At 36.4% G+C, this 22,399-nt stretch carries 20 protein-coding genes; 8 read left to right on the top strand and 12 right to left on the bottom strand.

The window, feature by feature from the left end:
• Positions 1–75 precede the first annotated feature (75 nt).
• The 8 genes from BLS89_RS00570 (at position 76) to BLS89_RS00540 (ending at position 9,045) form a co-directional block, all read left to right on the top strand.
• A complete protein-coding gene (locus BLS89_RS00570) occupies positions 76–672 on the top strand; it encodes a DUF3575 domain-containing protein (protein WP_092735563.1) in 597 nt (198 codons plus the stop codon).
• A 78-nt stretch (positions 673–750) separates the two neighbouring features.
• The gene (locus tag BLS89_RS00565; RefSeq protein WP_092735562.1) at positions 751–3,903 is read left to right on the top strand and encodes a UvrD-helicase domain-containing protein; all 3,153 of its coding nucleotides are present in this window, start codon (positions 751–753) and stop codon (positions 3,901–3,903) included.
• A 38-nt stretch (positions 3,904–3,941) separates the two neighbouring features.
• Positions 3,942–4,766 carry a TerC family protein gene (locus tag BLS89_RS00560; protein WP_092735561.1) on the top strand — a complete coding sequence of 275 codons (825 nt, stop codon included), beginning with the start codon at positions 3,942–3,944 and terminating at the stop codon, positions 4,764–4,766.
• Between the two features lie 115 nt (positions 4,767–4,881).
• Positions 4,882–5,787, top strand: a complete 906-nt coding sequence (locus BLS89_RS00555) for an ABC transporter ATP-binding protein (protein WP_092735560.1) — start codon at positions 4,882–4,884, stop codon at positions 5,785–5,787.
• 19 nt (positions 5,788–5,806) lie between these two features.
• Positions 5,807–7,120, top strand: a complete 1,314-nt coding sequence (locus BLS89_RS00550; protein WP_092735559.1) for an ABC transporter permease — start codon at positions 5,807–5,809, stop codon at positions 7,118–7,120.
• 112 nt (positions 7,121–7,232) lie between these two features.
• Positions 7,233–7,724 (top strand): hypothetical protein, encoded by a 492-nt coding sequence (locus BLS89_RS00545; protein ID WP_092735558.1) that lies wholly within the window; start codon positions 7,233–7,235, stop codon positions 7,722–7,724.
• An 11-nt stretch (positions 7,725–7,735) separates the two neighbouring features.
• Positions 7,736–7,888 carry a hypothetical protein gene (locus BLS89_RS10515; protein ID WP_176763198.1) on the top strand — a complete coding sequence of 51 codons (153 nt, stop codon included), beginning with the start codon at positions 7,736–7,738 and terminating at the stop codon, positions 7,886–7,888.
• Positions 7,889–8,061: 173 nt separating this feature from the next.
• On the top strand, positions 8,062–9,045 hold the full coding sequence (locus BLS89_RS00540) for a hypothetical protein (protein WP_092735557.1): 984 nt from the start codon (positions 8,062–8,064) through the stop codon (positions 9,043–9,045).
• A 198-nt stretch (positions 9,046–9,243) separates the two neighbouring features.
• Here the strand turns inward: BLS89_RS00540 and BLS89_RS00535 are convergent, their stop codons facing one another.
• The 12 genes from BLS89_RS00535 to BLS89_RS00480 all read right to left on the bottom strand — a co-directional run bounded on the left by BLS89_RS00535 (position 9,244) and on the right by BLS89_RS00480 (position 22,342).
• On the bottom strand, positions 9,244–9,693 hold the full coding sequence (locus BLS89_RS00535) for a hypothetical protein (RefSeq protein WP_092735556.1): 450 nt from the start codon (positions 9,691–9,693) through the stop codon (positions 9,244–9,246).
• A gap of 48 nt (positions 9,694–9,741) precedes the next feature.
• Entirely contained in the window at positions 9,742–10,188 is a 447-nt protein-coding gene (locus tag BLS89_RS00530; protein ID WP_245688735.1) for a hypothetical protein, read from the bottom strand.
• Between the two features lie 48 nt (positions 10,189–10,236).
• Positions 10,237–10,842 carry a DUF6705 family protein gene (locus BLS89_RS00525; RefSeq protein ID WP_176763197.1) on the bottom strand — a complete coding sequence of 202 codons (606 nt, stop codon included), beginning with the start codon at positions 10,840–10,842 and terminating at the stop codon, positions 10,237–10,239.
• Positions 10,843–10,890: 48 nt separating this feature from the next.
• Positions 10,891–11,493 (bottom strand): DUF6705 family protein, encoded by a 603-nt coding sequence (locus BLS89_RS00520; RefSeq protein ID WP_176763196.1) that lies wholly within the window; start codon positions 11,491–11,493, stop codon positions 10,891–10,893.
• A gap of 48 nt (positions 11,494–11,541) precedes the next feature.
• Positions 11,542–12,093, bottom strand: a complete 552-nt coding sequence (locus BLS89_RS00515) for a DUF6705 family protein (RefSeq protein WP_143017699.1) — start codon at positions 12,091–12,093, stop codon at positions 11,542–11,544.
• Positions 12,094–12,146: 53 nt separating this feature from the next.
• Positions 12,147–12,707 carry a DUF6705 family protein gene (locus BLS89_RS00510; RefSeq protein WP_092735554.1) on the bottom strand — a complete coding sequence of 187 codons (561 nt, stop codon included), beginning with the start codon at positions 12,705–12,707 and terminating at the stop codon, positions 12,147–12,149.
• Between the two features lie 48 nt (positions 12,708–12,755).
• Positions 12,756–13,322, bottom strand: coding sequence for a DUF6705 family protein (locus BLS89_RS00505; protein WP_092735736.1), 567 nt, complete (start codon positions 13,320–13,322; stop codon positions 12,756–12,758).
• Positions 13,323–13,341: 19 nt separating this feature from the next.
• The gene (locus tag BLS89_RS00500; protein WP_245688731.1) at positions 13,342–14,778 is read right to left on the bottom strand and encodes a hypothetical protein; all 1,437 of its coding nucleotides are present in this window, start codon (positions 14,776–14,778) and stop codon (positions 13,342–13,344) included.
• A gap of 93 nt (positions 14,779–14,871) precedes the next feature.
• On the bottom strand, positions 14,872–15,888 hold the full coding sequence (locus tag BLS89_RS00495; RefSeq protein ID WP_176763210.1) for an AMP-binding protein: 1,017 nt from the start codon (positions 15,886–15,888) through the stop codon (positions 14,872–14,874).
• A gap of 158 nt (positions 15,889–16,046) precedes the next feature.
• Positions 16,047–17,810, bottom strand: coding sequence for an arginine--tRNA ligase (gene argS, locus BLS89_RS00490; RefSeq protein ID WP_092735552.1), 1,764 nt, complete (start codon positions 17,808–17,810; stop codon positions 16,047–16,049).
• Positions 17,811–17,887: 77 nt separating this feature from the next.
• On the bottom strand, positions 17,888–19,339 hold the full coding sequence (locus BLS89_RS00485) for a SusD/RagB family nutrient-binding outer membrane lipoprotein (protein ID WP_092735551.1): 1,452 nt from the start codon (positions 19,337–19,339) through the stop codon (positions 17,888–17,890).
• A gap of 3 nt (positions 19,340–19,342) precedes the next feature.
• Positions 19,343–22,342 (bottom strand): SusC/RagA family TonB-linked outer membrane protein, encoded by a 3,000-nt coding sequence (locus BLS89_RS00480; RefSeq protein ID WP_092735550.1) that lies wholly within the window; start codon positions 22,340–22,342, stop codon positions 19,343–19,345.
• Positions 22,343–22,399 lie beyond the last annotated feature (57 nt).

Below are 22,399 nucleotides of genomic sequence, written 5' to 3'. Positions count from 1 at the left end.
GGTGGATTTTTATTGAGAATTTATTATAAATTTTACAAAATTCCATTTTCTCTGGAGTCTATGTATATTTGCAGTATGAAGACAGCTAAGATTATCCTATTTTTATTTTTGCCGATTGCAATATTTGCACAAAATAATGTAGAGCGAAAATTCCCTGAGATTTATGTAAAAGGTAATGTCTTGACACTTCCAGCCTTGATTTTCAATGCCGGAGCCGAATGTAAGCTGGCGCCTAAATACACTCTGCAAGCCGATGTGTTGGTTTCACCATGGCGGTCGGTGAATGGGCATCATTTTCAAATCTATATGGGGCATACGGAGGTCAGGTATTATTTCAAACAAGCCTTTAAAGGCTGGTATGCTGGTCTCAATGTAGGCTTTGGACTTTTTGATATTACAAAATGGAACTATCTGAAATCTAAAAAATACCAACGGGGGTTCAATTATATGCTGGGTGGTGTAGTGGGCTACCAATACCAATGGAGCAAAAAATGGAATATAGACCTATTCTTGGGAGGCGGTAGCTCTCAAGGATTTTACCACGGCTACGAACCTGCGGATAATCCCCCAAGTTTTATCAGGAGATATGAAGTACACTCTGGAAAATGGAACCTCAGTGGAGAATGGATCCCTTATAGAGGAGGAATTATGCTCTCATATAAGCTTAACTAACCTCATCAATATCCTGCGGCTCACGATTGCTTAATTCAAAATAATTACATATCTTGGCAGTCTATTAAATGATAGAAAATGCACAGCTATACTGCCATCAATGCTTCCGCCGGTTCGGGAAAAACTTATGCACTTGCCATTAGAGTACTTTCGCTATGCTTAAAAGACCCTAACGGACGCGAGACCATCAGACACATCCTTGCCCTTACCTTTACCAATAAGGCCGCAAATGAGATGAAATCCCGTATATTGGAGTGGCTGCTAGGCTTTACCAAAGAGGATTATAAAACCAATTCTGAGCTTAAAAGCATAAAAAAATACTTAAAAGAAAACGGTATAAATATAAGCATAGAAGACCTGCACGAACGCTCAAAAAAACTTTTGGATTACATACTGCATAATTATTCGGTGCTAAATATTGGGACGATTGATAAATTCAATTCCAAGCTTATACGGAGCTTTGCCTTTGAGCTTGGGCTTCCCCAAAATTTCAATATCGAAATTAATAACGAACCTTTCTTGGTGGAAGCGGTGGAAAGGCTATTGGACAAAGTGGGAGATGATGAGATACTCTCTAAAACGCTGCTGGACTTAATGTACTTCCATTTAGAAAACGATGAGCGTGTACACCTAAACCAATCCCTTTATGAAGCTGCGAAAGAATTTATTAAAGATACGAACTACGAGCAACTTAAAGAAAATAAATCTTTTGACCAAAAGGCTTATGAGGAAACCAAAGATAAGATAAGGGCTTTCATCAAAGAAAAGGAAGAAAAAATAAAATCCAATATCCGGAAAGGCTGTGATATTATCCAAGAAAGTGGGCTTACGGTAAGTGATTTCAAGGGAGGGACGAGATCAAGCATTGCAAAGTATTTCTTGGACAACTTGCTTTTTTCTGAAAACAAAACCAAAGAGCTGAAGATACCCAAAGATAAAGAACGCTCTATGGCAAATTTTAAGAGTGGGACAGCTTCTAAAAACCAAAGTATCCGCGATAGTGTGGACGGTGCTCTTACCGAGCTTATCCCCCTATGGGAAGAGATTACAAAAGACTGGATAGAGATAGAGAAAATCAAAAAAATCTTGAAAGAACTTCTACCGCTTACCATTAACAAAAATATCTCGGACGAGCTTAACTTAATAGAGGAAGAAAATGAGCTTGTGCTATTATCAAAGTTCAATGTTATTATTAATGAAAACCTTAAAGATGAGCCTTCCGCGTTTATTTATGAAAAGGTAGGGACTAAATTTCAGCACTATTTCTTTGATGAGTTTCAGGATACTTCTAAGATGCAATGGAAAAATATTATTCCTCTAAGAAACCACACCATAAGCTCGGAAGACCACACTTTTACCATTGTGGGAGACCCCAAACAAAGTATCTACCGTTTCCGAGGAGGCGATAGTGAGCTGATGCTGGGTATCATCAATGAAGAAGAGGCTAAAAAGGACGGCTATACCTCTGTGAAAATCAATGTCGAAAACTTAGAAAACAATTGGCGAAGTGCCAAAAACATTGTGGATTTCAATAATAAACTATACGCTACCGAAGCGGAAAATCTGGAACCTAAACATAAACGGATTTTCGGGGACTTAGCGATACAGAAAGCAAAGAAAAATCACGAAGGCAGAGTGCGTATCAATCTCATTAGCCATAATGATTTCCACGAAAATGCGGCAGAAAAAATCCATCACGACATACAGGAATGTATCAACAATGGTTTTGAGTTTTCGGATATCTGTATCCTATGTAGGAATGGCAAAGATATCGCCTCGCTTTCATTAGAGCTTGGTAAAAAGGAAGTAACATACCACGGCAGCCCATCTAAAATCAAAACCATTTCTGAAAGAGGGTTGGCTTTAGAATTATCATTAACGCTAAGAGCTTTGATGGCTTTTATCAATTGGGAGCTGAGCTCTGAAAATCGGGAATACCTTGTGAAAATGCTTTATTACCTTAACGAAAATAAAAGAATTGAGATAAAGTCTTTTACCGAAGATTTACAGCATATTCTCAATCTAAAATCACCAGAAGCCATTAAAGATTTTTTGGCAGAAAAATATGATTTGGAGCTAAGGCAAAAAGGACTGTTTTCACTCAATTTGTACAACTATATAGAGGAATGCATACAAGTGTTATCTGTTTCCGAAAAGGAAACCAACTTTCTATTGACCTTCTTGGAAGTGGCGTATAATTTCGCTCAGATACCGGGAAAAACCCTCAAAGATTTTGTGAAATACTGGGACGATGAAGCGAAAGGACAATCTGTACAAAGTTCTGAAAATATAGATGCCATAAAATTTATGACCATACACTCTGCCAAAGGTCTTGAGTTTCCGGTGGTCATGTATCCTATTCTGATAGGCTCTAATAAAAAGAAATCCAGTGATTGGTATTCGGTAGAAGATATGGGAGAGCTTCGCTATGTGAATATTAAACCTTTTAATACACAAATTGCAGGCTACGATGAGAAAGCGAAAGAATATAATGATGCCATTGCTTACAAAGAAAAAATAGATGACCTCTGTGTACAATATGTAGCCACCACGAGACCGGAACAACAGCTGTTCCTCTATATACAGCGGCAGTCGGATAGTTCTCAAGAGTCACCTTCTGTGATTATGGATTTTGTCCAAAAAATAAACAGCACGGAGGATAGCTTTGATTTGTACCCTGAGGTGGGCAGCTCTTACAAAAAATTAGAAAAAAAGGAAGAGGATTTTTCCGCAAATATTTTAAGTATTAAAGAAATAAAACCTTCCCAAAAAGTTGATAATATCCGTATTGCCACACCGTCTAAAAGCTACAAAAATAGAAATGAAAAGGTAAGACAAGGTATCTTTATTCACGAAATATTATCCAAAATAAAATCCGAAAACGATATTGCGAAAGTTTTAGGCAATTATCTTCTGGAAGGGCTTATTTCCCAAGATGAGAAAACAGAAATAGAAAACAGGATATTAGCCATTGTAAGAAATTCTCTGTATCAAAAATATTTTTCCGGATTTCGGAATGTGATTAATGAAAGAGCCATTATGGTTTCAGATGAGCAAGGAGCACACCTCTACCGCCCGGACCGCATTGTGGAAACCGAGGACGGATGCTATATCGTGGACTTCAAAACAGGGGAAGAGAAAAAAGAACACCGCAAACAGATAGAGCAATATCAAGCGCTTCTGGAGCAAATAGGGAAAAAGGTAATAGGCACAGAAATCATTTATATCTAAGATATTCACTATTTTTGTGGCTTAATAATACATACCCTATGGCATTTTTAGATGTTCTAAGTAACACCGAAGCGTGGATAGCATTCTTTACGCTTACCTTTTTAGAAATTATTCTTGGGATAGACAATATTGTCTTTATCTCTATAGTATCCAATAAGATAGAAGCGTCTGACCGCAAAAAAGCAAGGAATATAGGATTGCTTTTGGCGATGGGGTTTCGTGTTTTGCTTCTCTTTGGGATAAAATGGGTGGTAAGCCTTAATGATGAACTTTTTGGCATTCATCTTTCGTGGTTTCACGGAAGCATCACGGGGCAGAGTTTGATTATTTTCTTTGGAGGATTATTTCTTTTGTATAAATCCGTCTCCGAGATACACGAAAAATTGGAAGGAGAAGACGAGATACAATCTGTATCTAAAAAGAAAATCAATCTATTAGGAGCTATCATTCAAATTGCGGCACTCAATTTGGTTTTTTCATTTGACAGTATTCTTACTGCCATAGGATTGGTAAGTTTTCAGGAGTATGGAAACGGTGGAGCATTAGTTATAATGATTGCTGCAGTAGTGCTTTCCATCGCTATAATGATGGCTTTTGCAGGACCGGTAAGCAACTTTGTGAACCGCCACCCTAGCATACAGATCTTAGGATTATCTTTCCTAATTCTCATTGGGGTAATGCTTTTAGCAGAAGCTTCACATTTAGGGCATTTTGCGTTATTTGGGCAGGAAGTGGGCGTCATTCCGAAGGGCTATCTCTACTTTGCAATATTTTTTTCTCTGTCAGTAGAATTTATCAATATGAAAATGCGGAAATCCAAAAATCCGGTAGAGCTGCATAATTCTAAAATAGACAAACTGTAAAGACAACTTTATTCTATCTTAATAGTCTATTATTTGCTTTTTTATCGGAATAAGTTAAATTTGCTAAATAAATTTTAGAGGGCAGCAGTGTCCATTCTATCTAAACCCTATTCTTATGCTACGAGCAGAACACATTAACAAGACTTACGATGCCGGAAAGAAAGTAGCCCTTTCGGATTTCAGCATCCATGTTCCAAAATCTTCCATATACGGACTGTTGGGGCCTAATGGTGCCGGCAAAACTTCTTTTATCAGAATTGTAAACCAAATCATACAAGCAGACAGCGGCAATATTTTCATTGACGATGAAAAACTAAATCCCAACCATATACGGGATATCGGCTATATGCCCGAAGAGAGAGGTCTATACAAAAATATGACAGTGGGCGACCAACTTTTGTACTTCGGAGAGCTCAAAGGAATGTCTAAAAAAGACGCTCTGGAACAGGCCAAATATTGGTTTGAACAGCTACAAATAGACCAATGGTGGAAGAAAAAAATAGCCGAACTCTCCAAAGGAATGGCACAGAAAATACAGTTTGTAGTTACTGTGCTACACCGCCCGAAGCTATTGATATTAGATGAGCCTTTTTCAGGATTTGACCCTGTCAATGCTAATTTGATTAAAGACCAAATCATCAAACTAAAAGAAAACGGTACTACCATTATCCTCTCTACCCACAGAATGGAGAGTGTTGAAGAAATGTGCGACTATGTGGCTCTCATCAACCATTCTAAAAAAATCATTGACGGAAAAGTCTTTGATGTAAGGGAAAAATTCAAGAAAAATGTTTGCAATGTTATTTTAGCTGATGCCGATGAGGAAAAATTAGCCCAATTCTTTAATAAATATAAAATCTTGGAAAGTAGAAAAAATAATAATTTGGTCTATTTTGAAACTAAAAACAACGGTAATCAAAACGAAATCATCAGCGAACTAATGCAGATAGGCTATATCAGAAGTTTTGACGAAAAAATACCGAGTATGAACGAAGTATTCATCAATGCCGTAAGCCAATAACCCACAAAGAACAATCATTATGAAAAATATATTCATCATCACCAAAAGAGAATTTCTTACACAAGTAAAAAAGAAATCATTCCTTATCCTTACCATACTTGCACCTCTTTTGCTAATAGGTTTTGGCGGACTTATCGGAATGATTTTCAAGGCTAATGAAACACAGCACGGTTTTTTGGTAATAGACAAAAACGGCATTTTTCAAAAAGAAATGAAAGCCCCTAAAGATATTACTTTCACCTATGTCTCCGAAGCTGATGAACCTGCTCTGAAAAAAAATCTCGAAACAATGGATAGCATAGACGGACTACTCATTATCCCTGCATTAATCAATAACGACTACAATTCACTGGAACAAAATACGCAGCTTTTGATTAACAAAAAAATCAGCTATGATGTGCGGGAAAAAATAGCCAACGCAATGACCAAAGTTATCAAAAATGAAAAAATAAAAACTTTAGGCATTACTCAAAATCAACTAGAAGATTTGGATAAGTCTTTTGAAATCAAAACCAAAAATATATTAGAAAAAGACAAAGAAGATGATACTCTCGCTTTTAGCGTTAAAACAGTAATGAGTATGGTTCTGATGTACATTACCTTTATGTTTATCCTTATGTATGGGGTGAGGGTGATGCGGAGCGTGCTGGAAGAAAAAAATAACCGTGTGGTGGAAATCATCATTTCATCTGTAAAACCTTTTGAACTAATGGCGGGAAAAATCTTGGGGGTTACCTTAGTCGCTATCACTCAATTTGTGATTTGGATTGCAATGACTGTTTCTGCGGCTCTTGTCATAAATAATTATTTCGGCTCTGCCACAAATTTACAAAATCTGAATGCAGAAAATCCTCTAAATAAGATGAACAATTTTACAGAAATGTTATCAAATATTTCTCATACGCTTTTAGATTTGGACTATATGACCATCATTGTCGTATTTCTGTTATTTTTTCTTTGGGGGTATATTTTTTACAGCTCTATGTACGCTGCCATAGGTTCTGCGGTGGATAATGAAACAGAGACCCAGCAGTTCTCATTATTCACAATAATGCCTCTGATGATAGGGATGTACGGCAGTTTCTCTATTGCCCAAAATCCAGATGGACCAATGGGCTTTTGGCTATCTATGATTCCGTTTACTTCGCCTGTGGCAATGATTGCAAGGATACCTTTTGGCGTTCCTGTATGGCAGATTATTTTGTCTATTTCTATTTTGATAGCATTTACGGTGCTGATGGTTTTTATTGCCTCAAAAATCTACCGTGTGGGTATCTTGATGCATGGTAATAAAGCTTCTTGGAAACAACTTCTGAAATGGATAAAAGCCTAAATAATATCATATCTATCGAGTCTCTTAAATAAAGAATGAGTGAAAAAATCATAGGTATATACCTTACAATTAAATAGAAAAAGAAGTTTAACTTAAAAAAAACCAAAACAGTATGAACAAAGATTTATTAAGCCTTGAATTTTCTGCCGAGGATTTAAAGAAAATAGACGATGCCCTGGCAGCGGTGGAAGAGGCGTTGAAAGGCAAAACCCGCAACCTTACGCCCGAAGAGCGTAAACAATTTGGTAGAATTGCCGAGCAAAACAAGCTCTTTGTGCAAAAAAGCAAAACCCTAATGGAGCAGTACCCAGACTATGTGCCGCCTTTTGTGGACAAAGCGGAGTTTGACAAAGATTACGCCACACGCGAGGTGATAGAAAAACGCCTCTTGCGCCTGGAAAGCATCACCGAGCAACTCTCTGATACCAAAATCCTTTTGGATAACGACAACTACACTGCCGCACTCACTTTCTACCGCAATATTCGCTACCTCAGTGGCGAGAATGCGCCGGGTACTACGAGCATGGCACAGGAACTGTCGCAATTCTTTCCGCGTTCTAAAAAGAAAAAAGCAGAAGACCCACAAAATACGCCTTCTGAATAAAGCGTAAAGCTATGGTAGCCAAAAGTTGGGGCAAAATGCCCCAACTTTTGGCTATCTCGATGAAAGATTTGCCTAAAACAATGAAATTTTTAGCCTTGGCAGCGAAAATTTTAGCCCCTAAGCCTAAAATTTTGCCTATGGCACCCAAAAATTTCGATACTTAAGCCAAAAATTTGGATATAGAGCTTAAAAATTCAGGTAGTTGTTGCAAAGTTTTCAATAAATCAATAAAAATTTTGGTAGGTCTGCCTAAAAATTTGGGTAATTCATCTAAAAATTTTGATGAAAATATAAAACATTTAAAAACTCAATAGAAATAAAACAAACAATTTTAGTTATGCTTAGTGCATTAAGCCTTTGGGCGTGTGATAAACAACACAAGAAAACCGATGCAGAAGAAACAGGTTTGAAAGGAAAAGTAAAATCCGTAAGGCAGATATCTTATGAAGCCGTAGAGAAATTTGGAAAAGTAGAAAGAGGGAGAAAAACAGGTGGAAATGATGATAATTCTTATGCTGTTTTTAATGAAAAAGGGAATTTGATAGAGGAGGTTAGGTATAACGCAGATGGCAGTTTAGATTCGAAAAACACTTTTGCGTATGATGATAAAGGGAATCAGATAGAGGAGGTTAGGTATAACGCAGATGGCAGTTTAGATTCGAAAAACACTTTTGCGTATGATGATAAAGGGAATCAGATAGAGGAGGTTAGTTATAACGCAGATGGCAGTTTAGATTGGAAAAACACTTTTGCGTATGATGATAAAGGGAATCAGATAGAGTGGGTTAGTTATAACTCAGATGGCAGTTTAGATTGGAAAAACACTTTTGCGTATGATGATAAAGGGAATCAGATAGAGTGGGTTAGTTATAACTCAGATGGCAGTTTAGATTGGAAAAACACTTTTGCGTATGATGATAAAGGGAATCAGATAGAGGAGGTTAGTTATAACTCAGATGGCAGTTTAGATTGGAAAAACACTTTTGCGTATGATGATAAAGGGAATCAGATAGAGTGGGTTAGTTATAACTCAGATGGCAGTTTAGATTGGAAAGAGACTTATGCGTATGATGATAAAGGGAATCAGATAGAGACGGTTAGGTATAACTCAGATGGCAGTTTAGATTGGAAAAAAACTTTTGCGTATGATGATAAAGGGAATGAGATAGAGTGGGTTAGTTATAACTTAGAGAGCGGTTTAACTTTGAAAAATACTTATACCTACGAATACGACACCCATGGTAATTGGATTAAGACAATAATCTATCAAGACGGAAAAGCCAAAATCGTCATAGAGCGTGAGATTGCCTACTATGAGTAGGTGTATTTTGTGATTATAAAAAGTTCCCACGCCTGCGGCGTGGGAACTTTTTATAATCACAAAATAGCTAAGCTATCAAAATAAATCTTTCATATGCTTTTTGCCTAAAATACTGAAAAGGTACGAAGCACTTAGTATTACCTTTCTCATCTCTATTTAGTATTAAAAGCCCGACTGGGCAGCCGGACTTTTATCGTATTAGTCTTTACCCCGTACATAAATATCATATACGATTAAACCTCCTAAATTTTTCTCATCTTCCGGCAGCCATTCTGCACACTGGGGATTTTCTATAGGTTTGCACAACTTCCCCTCCATATTCCAATTTTGATTAAATTTAACAACTAATTGAGTAGGACCTTCTTCAATACTACTTTTAGTCCATACTCTGCGATATTCATCATAAGTAATATATCTAAAATATAGCATATTAATTTCATTCTTATTTTTATTAGGAACAGCTAGTACTGACTTTATAGGTACTTTAATAACCGATAATAAATAACTCAATGGTTTCCCTATAAATTCTTTTTTATTAACTTCTAACAGCCTTGTATCTGACGGCTTGTTAATTACAATCTGCTGGGCACACGAAAACTGAATCCCCAAAAACAATGATAAAACTGCTAATTTTAATGACTTTCTCATCTCTATTTAGTTTTGAAAGTCCGGCTGGGTAACCGGACTTTTATCGCATTAGTCTTTACCCAAAACATAAATATCATAAACAATCAAATTCCCTAAAGTTTTCTCATCTTCCGGCAGCCATTCTGTACACTGAGGATTTTTATTAGGATAACACCTCTTACCTATAAAATTCCAATTTTGGTTAAATTCAATAACTAATTGAGTAGGTCTATCATTCATTTCTTTATCCCATGTTTTAAGATATTCTTTATATGTAATGTACCTAAATGTTAAGCTATTGATTTCATTTTTGTTTTTATTAGGATAGGCTTGAATAGACTTTATTGGTACTTTAATGACCGACAATAAGTAGTCTAAAGGTTTACCTATAAACTCTTTTTTATTAATTTCTAATAGCCTTGTATCTGACGGCTTATTAACCACAACCTGCTGGGCAAATGAAAACTGAACTCCCAAAAACAATGATAAAACTGCTAATTTTAATGATTTTTTCATCTCTATTTATTTTTAAAAACCCGGCTGGGTAACCGGACTTTTTGTTTCTTATTGCTTAGTAAGAACAAATGACACCTGCGGTAATGTCGTTTCGTAAGTCTCATAATTAGGGCATTTTTTAGGGTCGTACCATGTCCTATCTCTGTCAAATAAAACTTTCATCTTATTAGGTTGATTGTCATATATCCTTAAAAAAACAACTCCAGAATCATTGCAATAAGTATTTACAATGAAATCCATAATATAACTATTTCTTTGAAAATTATCCCCATGAAAATAAGTATTACTATCGTTACTTTCGGATAGAGTATTATAGAGTACTTCCCCATTAGCTCCTTGAACTTTCATTCTGCCAATTAATCTATCCCAATATAACCCATTTCTTTGACCAAATCCAAATTTAACTCTCTTGTTTAGTTTAAAGGTATAAGTTTTTCCGTTATAAGTTCCCGTCCAAGTTCCTACAAACTTATCTAATCTATTCTCTACATCTTTTACATAAGTGATATTATCTAAATCCGGACAACCCTCAGACTGATGGTTGGGTCTATGAGTACACTCTTCAAGCTGCCTTAGCGTTCCTATTTTTTCTTGGGCAGTTCCCATATTCGCTATAAATAGCATTAGTAAGTAGCTTAATATTAATTTTTTCATCTCTATTTATTTTTAAAAGCTCGGCTGGGCAGCCGGACTTTTCGTTGCTTATTGCTTAGTAAGAACAAAAGACTTCTGCGGTAATGTCGTTTCGTAAGTCTCATAATTAGGGCATTTTTTAGGGTCGTACCATGTCCTATCTCTGTCAAATAAAACTTTCATCTTATTAGGTTGATCGTCATATATTCTTAAAAAAACAACACCCGTATCGTTACAATAAGTATTTACAATGAAATCCATAATATAACTATTTCTTTGAAAATTATCTCCGGAAAAATAAGTATTACTATCATTACTTTCAGATAGAGTATTATAAAGGATTTCTCCATTAGCTCCCTCAACTTTTATTCTACCAAAAAGTAAATCTATGGTTCTATTTCCCATTCCATCACTATACTTTACTCTTTTATTAAATTTAAAAGTATAAGTTTTTCCGTTATAAGTTCCCGTCCAAGTTCCTACAAATTTATCTAATCTATTCTCTACATCTTTGATATAAGTAATATTTTCTAAATCCGGACAACCCTCAGATTGATAATTAGATCTGCTCACACATTCTTCGAACTGCCTTAGCGTGCCTATTTTTTCTTGGGCAGTTCCCATATTCGCTATAAATAGCGTTAGTAAGTAGCTTAATGTTATCTTTTTCATATCCGTTTATTTTTAAAAGCCCGGCTGGGTAACTGGACTTTCTGTTTCTTATTGCTTAGTAAGAACTATAGATTTTGGTAAAGGCTGAGGAAATTCTTTTGCCTTATAATACCTGCAATCCGGTGTAATGAGATTATCCCCTTCATAGAAATCCCACTGAAGTTTCTTTTTGGTATTGTCCGTAAAATAAATAGTAATATAACCATTTATATCACAAATATCTTCATCTCTATAACTAAAAGAATATTTTCCATCTTTTTTTCTAAATTTACCGCCTACTATTTTAGCATCTTTATCTGACAAATGGGTATTATCAAATAGAATCTTATTGTCTTTATCCAAGACCTTAAATTTAGCTATTAAAAAGTCTTTATAAATTCCTAAAACTGTATTATAAAATCTAGTTTGTTTCTTGAATGTCAAGTAAATCGTTTTTTCTGCCCAAGTACCTTTCCATGTGCCTTCGTATGTAGATAATTCATTTTGAGTATCTTTCAAATAAGCACCATTAGGTAACTGTGTAAATGTTCTCAACGGATAGGTTTGTGCCTTGCATAAACACGCTACGAATAATGTAGTTATTAATATTACCTTTCTCATCTCTTCTCTATTTATTTTTAAAAGCCCGACTGGGTAACCGGACTTTTTGTTTCTTATTGCTTAGTAAGAACTATAGATTTTGGTAAAGGCTGAGGAAATTCTTTTGCCTTATAATACCTGCAATCCGGTGTAATGAGATTATCCCCTTCATAGAAATCCCACTGAAGTTTCTTTTTGGTATTGTCCGTAAAATAAATAGTAATGCGACCATTCATATAACAAATATCTTCATCAATATACCCTAATAAATACTTTCCTCCCGTTTTCATAAATCCAAATCCTTTAATTCTTGCATCATTATCAGATACATTAGTATTATCAAATAGTATTTTGTTATTTTGATCTAATACCTTAAACTTCCCTATTAACATATCTCGGTAGTAGGCACGATCGTTTAAAAACCAATTATAATATTTTATCTTTTTAAATGTTAAGTAAATCATTTTTCCGCCCCATGTCCCTTTCCATGTGCCTTCATATTCAGGTAATTCGTTGTTAGTATCCTTTACATAGCTGTCTTTAGGAAATTTTACACCTGTCGTTCTTAATGTATAAGTTTGTGCCTTACATAAACACGCTACGAATAATGTAGTTATTAATATTACCTTTTTCATCTCTATTTAGTTTTAAAAGCCCGGCTGGGTAACCGGACTTTTTGTTTCTTATTGCTTAGTAAGAACAAAAGACTTCTGCGGTAATGTCGTTTCGTAAGTCTCATAATTAGGACATTTTTTAGGGTCGTACCATGTCCTATCTCTGTCAAATAAAACTTTCATCTTATTAGGTTGATTGTCATATATCCTTAAAAAAACAACTCCAGAATCATTGCAATAAGTATTTACAATGAAATCCATAATATAAGATTGATGTTGTAGATATGTTCCACTAAAATAAGTTTTATCATCGTCTAAGGAAAATGTATTATAAAGAATATTACCTTTATTATCTGTTACTTTAAGCTTACCTACTAAATAATCCCACTTTATATCATATTCCCCACTTTTTATTTTTTTTATAAACCTAAATATATAAGTTTTCCCATCATAATTTCCTTTCCAGGTACCAATAAATTTGTTTAAGTCATTATTAGTATCCTTCACATAGGATACATCCTCTGGTATTCCATTAGGCGACTTAAAATATTCGTAAGCCTGAGCTAATGATATTGTTCTTTGGGCATTGATATTACATATTATCATTAATGCGAATACTAATATTATCTTTTTCATTATTTTATTTTTTTTTAAATTATGGACAGTCATTTGATTTTACTCTATTGTTACTCTCTAAAAATTTATTTTCTATTTTACCATCTTTCCCAGTTTTATATAAGGATATTCCATCAATTCCCATAACATCTTTTAAAAATCTTAAAAATTTTAATTCATTACTTCCACTATGTTTATTCCAAAAATATATGAATTTATCTCTCCACTCTTTACCACTAAATCCAGTTTTAATATCAGATTTTGTTCCTGTAAATTTAATGGTATAAATTCCTTCGCTGGAAACCATCGTCCCATATATTTCGTCGTAATTTCCGTCCGTTTGCATTTTTGCTATCTCCATTAGGGCATTTACATCGGCTGGCGAGAACATTCTAATCGGCATCCTCATCTGTAGATCTCCATTTGCGTCCTCCACTTCATAATCATCTATATGCGTATGTATATAGCCTTTGGTATCAGCATCTATATCAATTTTCATTCCGTCAGAGTTAGCAGTAGATTTGGCAGGACTAAGACTATGAAAAGTTCCATCTTTATTTTCTTTATATCCTGTCTCGTAAGTTCTACTAAGAACAGAAGATTCTTTTAGCTCATCAACTTTCTTTGAATAAGCTGAGCTATTATTCATTTTTTTCATCTCTGAACACGGATCACCATTATTATCATTTAGTGGTGGTAGTGGAGAATAGCCTCCTCCTCCGCCATCAAATCCATTAACAGGATCAAAACATTTTATATACCTGAGACAATCTCCTCCTATATAGTGTCCATACCCAGGATACAAACCATTAAACAACCAACTCCAGTCTCCATTATGGTCTCCAGATTTAGGTGGATTTCCAATAATTACCACTTCTTCTATATCACCCGAAGGAATATCATCTGTTCCACACATTGCCATCTCTATTAAGCCGCTAAGTCCTCTATTAGACTTTACGTTAAAATACTTTTTCGTGTAGGCTTTTTGGAACAAGCTAATATTGTTCTTATATAGCTCAGATAATGGGTTTACGGTATAATAATAGACTTTTGTTTCTTCATCGGATAGTACTGCAGCTACCAATCCTACCACTTTACCGGTCTGCACCTTAGGATAAAGCACCCATCTATCTCCGTTCTTCTCGGTAATAGTCTGAGAGTGAATTCCAAAATCTATATAAGGCTCTGCCTCTACTTTGGTTAAGGTAATAGGCTTATCTTTTGACAACTCTTTCAGCTTTTCCAAGTGTTCCCGCCCCGAAATATTCGTACGGTGGATACTGTCGTACCTCAGAGCGAGATATCTAAACCCTTTCGGATAATCAATGACATCACTGCCTGAGCGTTTTACAAAAATACTAAACTTATTAGCTAAATCGTCTTTTGTTTTTGCTTCGGTAAGCATTTCGTCTGCTCTACAACCTGCTAAAACTATTAGTAGCAAAAGTAGGAAGAGCCCTTTTAGAAGTCTTTTCATAGGCATTTTAATTTTCTTATTTTAGCATCGATACGAATACCTCAAAATTATATATTTTTAACCACCCATATAGCGTATTAAGAAAAATTAACACTAATCATTATCAAGCAACTTTTTCAGGGCGGGTCTGCTGACTTTTCCGTTGGGAGTTCTTGGGATTTCTTTTACAAAGATAATGTCTTTGGGGCGGTGAAAAGACTTCTCGTAGGTGATACGCTCCAGCTTAGAAATAAGCTCTTGGCTACTCTCCCCCTCTACCACCAAAACCAACCGCTGCCCTAAAACCATATCTTCTAAGCCTAAAAATATAACTTCGTTTGGAATGACATTTTTTATTTTTTGCTCTAAAACTTCGGGAAAAATCTTTGCTCCACCGGAATTGATAACATTATCTACTCTACCCAAAAACCTAAATGCCTTATCATTCTTTAATTCTACTAAATCATTGGTCTGCAAGCGTCCGTCACAAAGATCAGGGGCAAAAATAGACAGACACCCTCTGGCATCCGTGTCTATATCCACACCACCAAAAACCGTGAAATACTCTTCTGCACAAGGAGCTATTTGTTTAAGTGCAATATGGGAAAGAGTTTCACTCATTCCGTAGGTTTCGTAAATTTTATTTTTTTGTGTGCTTAGTTTTAATTTTAGGATAGAAGAGACCGCCGCACCTCCGATAATGAGATTTTTGAGGTGATGTATTTTGGAAAGTGAATGCTCTACCTGCAAAGGCGTCATTGCACAAAAATCTACTTCTGTATCCCACTCTGAAAGCGGGGACAAAGACGGCTCTAAAACAACCAACCTCATACGGCTCTCTATGGCTCTCACCAGCATCATCTTACCGGAAATATACGCTACCGGTAAACACAGTACCGACAAGTCTCCATACCCCAAGCCAAGAAATGCACAAGTCTGCCGTGCCGAGAAACGCATCTTGTCCTTCTCTACCGGAAATCTTTTAGGTACACCCGTAGAGCCTGAAGTCTGTACCATCACGGTACGAGAGCCTGAATACCATTCTTCTAAAAAAGAAAGTACCTCCTGCTGAAACGGCGTACGGGGCGACAAAGCTCTCCAAGCATCTTTTTGTGTAAAGTCTATGAACATCATCTTGTTTTGCGTGAGGGCGTAGGGCATTGTCGGAGTTCATCTCTAACAGCGAAGAACAATGGTAGGGATAGAGATAGCGACTGCCCAAAGACCGACCTTTCTTTCGCAGAGGCATCAGAGCAACGGCGAAAGAAAGGGCACGCCCTAATTCTATTTTACATTCTATTCACTACACCTATACCAAGTAACGAAAGACTTCTACGAATAGTGCGGGAAGTGAGTACCGACAACTCTAAACGAAACTGACGCAACAACAGGTCTTCTTGGTTAAGGATAGGATTGTTCTGGTAAAATGAGTTGTACGCCTTCACCAAATCGTAAATATAATTCGCCAAATGTGCGGGACTGAGACTCTCCGAAGCCTTCTGAACGACTGCCTTAAAATTACACAGCTGCATGATAAGCCCTCTCTCGTATGCATTGATATCCAGAACTTTCGGTAAATCTTGCTTTTGGTATCCCGCTTTCTCTAAAAGCGACTGTATCCTCGCATAGGTATATTGTATAAACGGCCCTGTATTTCCATTGAAATCAATACTTTCCTCGGGATTGAAGAGCATTTTCTTTTTAGGATCCACTTTTAGGATAAAGTATTTGAGGGCGCCTAAGCCTACTATTTCATAAGATTTTTCTTTGTCTTCTTCCGATAGATTCTCCAGCTTGCCAAGCTCTTGAGCTTTCTCCTTGGCAGTGATGTACATTTCCTGCATAAGGTCGTCGGCATCCACCACGGTGCCTTCCCGAGATTTCATCTTGCCGTTCGGCAGCTCCACCATCCCGTAAGACAAGTGGTAAAGGTGGTCTGCCCAAGCATAGCCCAGCTTTTTCAAAATCTTGAACAATACCTGAAAATGATAGTCTTGCTCGTTTCCTACGGTGTAGATGAGCTGCTGTATATCATTGTCTTTGAAACGCTCCACAGCCGTCCCCAAGTCCTGCGTCATATAGACAGAGGTGCCGTCACCACGCAATAGTAATTTTTCGTCTAAGCCTTCATCGGACAAATCGCACCACACAGAGCCATCTTCTTTTGTAAAAAATACGCCTTTCTTTAACCCCTCTTGAATAAGGTCTTTTCCTAAGATATAAGTATTGCTCTCGTATTGGATTTGGTCAAAATCTACGCCAAGGCGTTTGTAGGTTTGGTTAAACCCGCTATACACCCATTGGTTCATCTTTTCCCAAAGCGTCCTTACGGTTTCGTCGCCCTGCTCCCAGTCTAATAACATTTTTTGTGCCTGACGGAAAAGCGGAGCTTGTTTTTTGGCATCTTCTTCCGAAAGCCCCTCTGCCTCTAATTGCTTTATTTCTTTTTTGTATTCTTGGTCGAACTTCACATAATAGTTCCCCACAAACTTATCTCCTTTGGTATCAGTCTGCTCGGGAGTTTCGCCATTGCCGAATTTTTCCCACGCCAACATAGATTTGCAAATATGGATTCCCCTATCATTCACAATCTGCGTTTTTATGACCTTGTATCCCGCCTCCTGAAGAATTTGCGATACCGAATACCCCAAAAGTATATTCCGAATATGCCCTAAATGAAGGGGCTTATTAGTGTTAGGAGATGAATATTCCACCATCACTGTTTGATTTTTGGGTTCTATGGTATCAAAATTTTGATCGGCAAAATCTAACGCCTTTATAAAGGCTTCTGATTTTAGGCTAAGATTAAGAAAACCCTTCACCACCTTGAAAGATGAGATATAAGAAACTGCATTTGCAAGTGCTTCTCCTATTTCTTCACCCAATAGCTCAGGATTTTTTTTGAGCTGTTTTACAAGAGGGAAAATCACTACGGTAAAGTCCCCTTCAAAATCGGTTTTATTTTCCTGAACATCGAGGTTTATATCTTTTAATTGATACAGACTAAGAACTATTTCACTTATCTGAGCTTGTATTTTCTGCTTAATATTCATACCAAGTATTTTAGGCTACAAATATACAAAAAAAACCGCCCGAAGGCGGTCTTTCTATGAATGCAAAACACGAGATTTTAGTTTTTATCCCAAAATACTTTTGCTGTAGCAACATCCTCTCCACCTTGTAAATGAGAGGTTGCCTCTTCCCAATTCGCTTTATTCAGAACCTGTTCTGTTGCAGGGTAAGTCATCCTCGTTGGTACACCATCAATATATGAATTTACAGGATTTTTGAAAACCGGATAATCAAGTCTTCTATTAAATGTCCATGCTGTAAATCCTCTATTATACATAGCAAACCACGATTGTTCTCCCAATGATTTTTTCCAATTTGCAGCATCGTACGGATTTACAGCTAAATATGCAGTTGCATCTGCATCTGAAACTCCCCAATAATCCATAGAAGCCTTAACCGCTTTGTCATAGAAACTTTGTGCTGTACCTCCTACATTAAACCCCCTTTGAGCCGCTTCTGCTAACAAGAAATTCACCTCTGCATAATCACAAAAATCTGCTGTAGCATCTGCCTTGATAATATCATCTGCAACATGAGAATAAGATGCGTAAGCAGATGGTGTCCCAAATTCTCCGCCTTCATACTCTGTAGTTCCTGGCTTATAAGTAAAAAATTTGCCTATTCTCGGATCATTTTTAGCTTTTAAAGCATCTACCAATGTATTAGCCGCTACGATATCTTTTCTACCGGAGCCTTCTACATTAACATTCTGATATAATGGACTACTGAATAATCCGGCAGTATAGGTCAAAGTTAAATTATCCGCATTAGATGCTATCACACCACCTTGTACTGCACTTTCTACTGTTGCTTTCGCGACACTAGAATCCACATCAGAAAGATTAACACCTAATCTAAGTTTTATGGAATTAGCTAATTTTTTCCATTTTGCCATATCTCCACCATAAGAATAATCGGGATAACCTTCTTTTGAAACTTTTATTTTAGCTATCGCTTCATCTAATCTCTTGATAAGATCCAAGTAAATCGTTTTGGCATCATCATATTTTGGTGATAATTTCCCATCTGCAGCCTTTGATGCATCAGTATAAGGAATATTATTATAAGTATCCACCATATTCACCCATGCATACACTTCCATTATTTCCATCTGTACCCACTCATTATCCATCACATCAGAGTCTGCACCAGGTTTTTGAGATTCTGCCTGCAATGCTCCTTTAGCTAACTTTATCATATTAATGACATTACGATACATCGTATTCCAATGCCTTGCATTAATCTGTCTCGTCACCATATCATAATTCGACTCATCTGTATAAGTCGTCTCTGTCCACTGCTGTGTAAAAAATCTAGAAATATTTCTATTGACACTAGCCTCATCTAATTGCGTAAATAAATTCTTTTGAGAGGTCAAAAATAAGTTTACCGAAGGTAAAGACTGTGGATGCTTGGGATCTACATTTAGCTGGGTAATATCTCTTTCACAAGAATTAATAACCGGAAGAGTAACCGCTAAAGCTCCTATTATAAAAAGTATTTTTTTCATTTTTTAAAATTTTAAAGTAACATTTACACCAATATCTCTTGTTGTAGGAAGCACCCCTACAGAACTTCCTCTAGACTGCAATCCTCCTCCTGAGCTTCCTTCAGGGTCTGCATAAGGAAGGTTTTTGTAAATAATCCACAAATTTCTTCCTACTAAAGAAATTTTAGCTTCTTCCAAGAATGTATTAGCAATTAAATATTTAGGTAATTTATAAGTAATATTAGCTTCTCTTAGTTTGATATACGATGCATCATATACAAATCTTTTGTTTGGCATCCTTCTATATCCATCTACATTACCAAATGCCTGAGCACCTGCTGTGTAAGTCTGATTTGGCTTTCCATCAGGATTAACCCCCGGATGAACCACCCCTTTTGTTCTATAATCTCCCACTGCTGTCTCTTGATACAATCCTGTGGCAAGACCATAGTACATATCTGTAGAGAATATACTACCACCATGCTGAACATCAATCAAGAAGCCCATAGAAAAGTTTTTACCGAATTTAAAGTTGTTCCTTATACCTCCGGTCCAGTCAGGTGTGATGTTTCCTATTTCTTTATTAGATTCCGTTGTTTTAAGGTATCTTCCCGTTTTAGGATCTACCACTTTCTGCCCATCTTGGTAAACATAATCCGTACCATACAATACGCCGTAGGCTTGACCTTCTACAGCATTCAGAGAAACACCTCCTTGGTAAGCGTCTAATCTGAGTACTTTTGCGTCTGGATGCAAAGAAACCAATTTATTAATATTCTTCGCCCAGTTAACGCTAATATCCCAAGTAAAAGCAGAAGTTTTAATAGGTGTCAGATTCATTTGAATCTCTACCCCTTTATTGTCTATTTCTCCTGCATTTACCACTACAGCATTATACCCAGATGCATTAGATACTGGTAAATTTATAATTTGATCAAAAGTTTTTGTTCTATACACTGCGACATCAAAACCAAATCTATTATTAAACATTTTAGACTCGATACCCAACTCTACTTCTTTAGATCTCTCTGGTTTTAAGTTTGGATTGGCCAATGTAGACGGAGCAAAAAACAATGCCTGATCTCTAAAAATACCATTTTTAGAAAATGTATTTACCAGATTATAATTTCCAGTAGAAGAACCTACTTCTGCATAATTTGCTCTTAGTTTAAGATAATTTAACCAATCTTTCTGAATTAAATCACTAAGCAATAATGCTCCTGTAAATGAAGGATACCCATATACATTATTCCCTTTTGGCAGATTTGATGATTTATCTATCCTATAAGTAGCATCTACAAATAGAAAATTATCATACGCAAATGAGGCAGAAGCATATGCACTTGCGGAAGCACTCCTTGCATAGTACTCTACAGGGTCTAAAACCTGTCCTTTAGAGTTTGATATAGCGTATATACCAGGTACTGCAAGTCCTCCTTCTGTAGAAGTTGTAAGAGACTCGTATCCAGATCTTCTCACATTACCTCCCACAATACCCTGAACATTCAATTTACCAGAAATATCAAATTTATAATTTCCAATAACATCAAAGTTAGTCTCAAATCCTGTTCTATTCTGTCTCCAATAACCTGAACTGGCGTTTCTTCCAGACACACCAAACGCCTGAGTCAAACTACCATCTGCTAACCGTTGCTCTACAAGCATATTATAAAAATCATTAGATACTTTTGCAAGTAGTCCAAAGTTTTTATTAAAATTGTATTTTACTTGAGCATAGCTAAAATTCCTTGTCCTTCCGTCTGACTCATAGTTTTGATACACTTGGAAATACGGATTGTTCCAATAAGCAGGACTACCATCATCTACAGAAGACCTATTCCAAGTTCTATTAAGACCTCCGGATTTGAAATACACATCCTTAAGCTCTTGTAAATCCACATTAGTCTGCCACCATTCTCTAAAGCCAGTTACCAAATTGTCTGAGTAACCTGTTTTATTTCTTCCTCTTGTGTCTTCTAATGTCAAAGTGGAATATACACTGGCGCTTAATTTATCTGTAAGCTGATAGTTAATTCTTGCAGAGAATGTATTCTTTTTCTGTTTTGAATTTGGCATCAATCCTGTAGAAAGGAAATTGTTGTAACTCAACATAAAGTTGTTTTTAGCATTTCCTTTCTCCAAAGTAATGCTATTGGAAGTTGTAAATGGCGTATCAAAAAATGTTATAGGACCATTTTTAGCAGCTGTCCACGCATAAGGCTTGCCATAGTGAGATGAAAACTTATCAAAAGAACCCCACTGCCATACTAGTAAGTTCGGATCAAACTCTGCTCCATAAGAAGCATCTTCTCCAAAAGGTGCCATAGGTTTTCCATCTGGTCCCTCATCAAAAAACGGATTAGATTTCATACTGTAGTAAGGACCATACCCTGCACCATATCTCGTTTGGTAAGTAGGGAAAGTTGATTTGTCTATAAAGCCGAAATTAACATCTGTAGATAAAGTAACGCCCCAAGAACCATTCTTACCATTTCTTCCTTTTTTAGTTTCAATAACGATAACTCCATTGAGAGCTCTTTCCCCATAAAGTGCAGAAGCTGCCGCTCCCTTAAGAATATTCATACTCGCAATATCATCCGGATTAAGGTCTGAAAGAAAATTACCCAAATCATAATCTCCTGAAACATAAGTATTGCTAATAGGAGAACCATCAATTACAACAAGCGGCGAACCACCATTACCGCCTAGCTGCTTATACCCTCTAATCACAATATTGGTAGAACCACCAAAGTTGTTATTAGAGTTAATCTGAACTCCTGCTGCTTTACCGGAAAGCAATGCTGCCGCATTCCCCGTCTTAGTAGTTCCATCCGTCAAAGCACCTCCCTTAACTTCCTGAGAAGCATACCCAAGAGACTTTTTCTCTCTTTTAATCCCAAGGGCGGTAATTACTACCCCCTCTATGTTTTTAGTTTTTATAGTGTCTTTCTTCTGCTGGGCATTTACCATAGCAAACGATGAAGAAAGCACCACAACCAAAACACTCGTTGTTAGTTTTTTCATATCTTAAATAATTTTTTCACTTGGGACAATATTAACCAATTATGTTAAATTACACAA

This window comes from Riemerella columbipharyngis (assembly GCF_900101995.1).
Classification (GTDB): Bacteria; Bacteroidota; Bacteroidia; order Flavobacteriales; family Weeksellaceae; genus Riemerella; species Riemerella columbipharyngis.
This window is presented reverse-complemented; position numbering and strand designations above follow the sequence as displayed.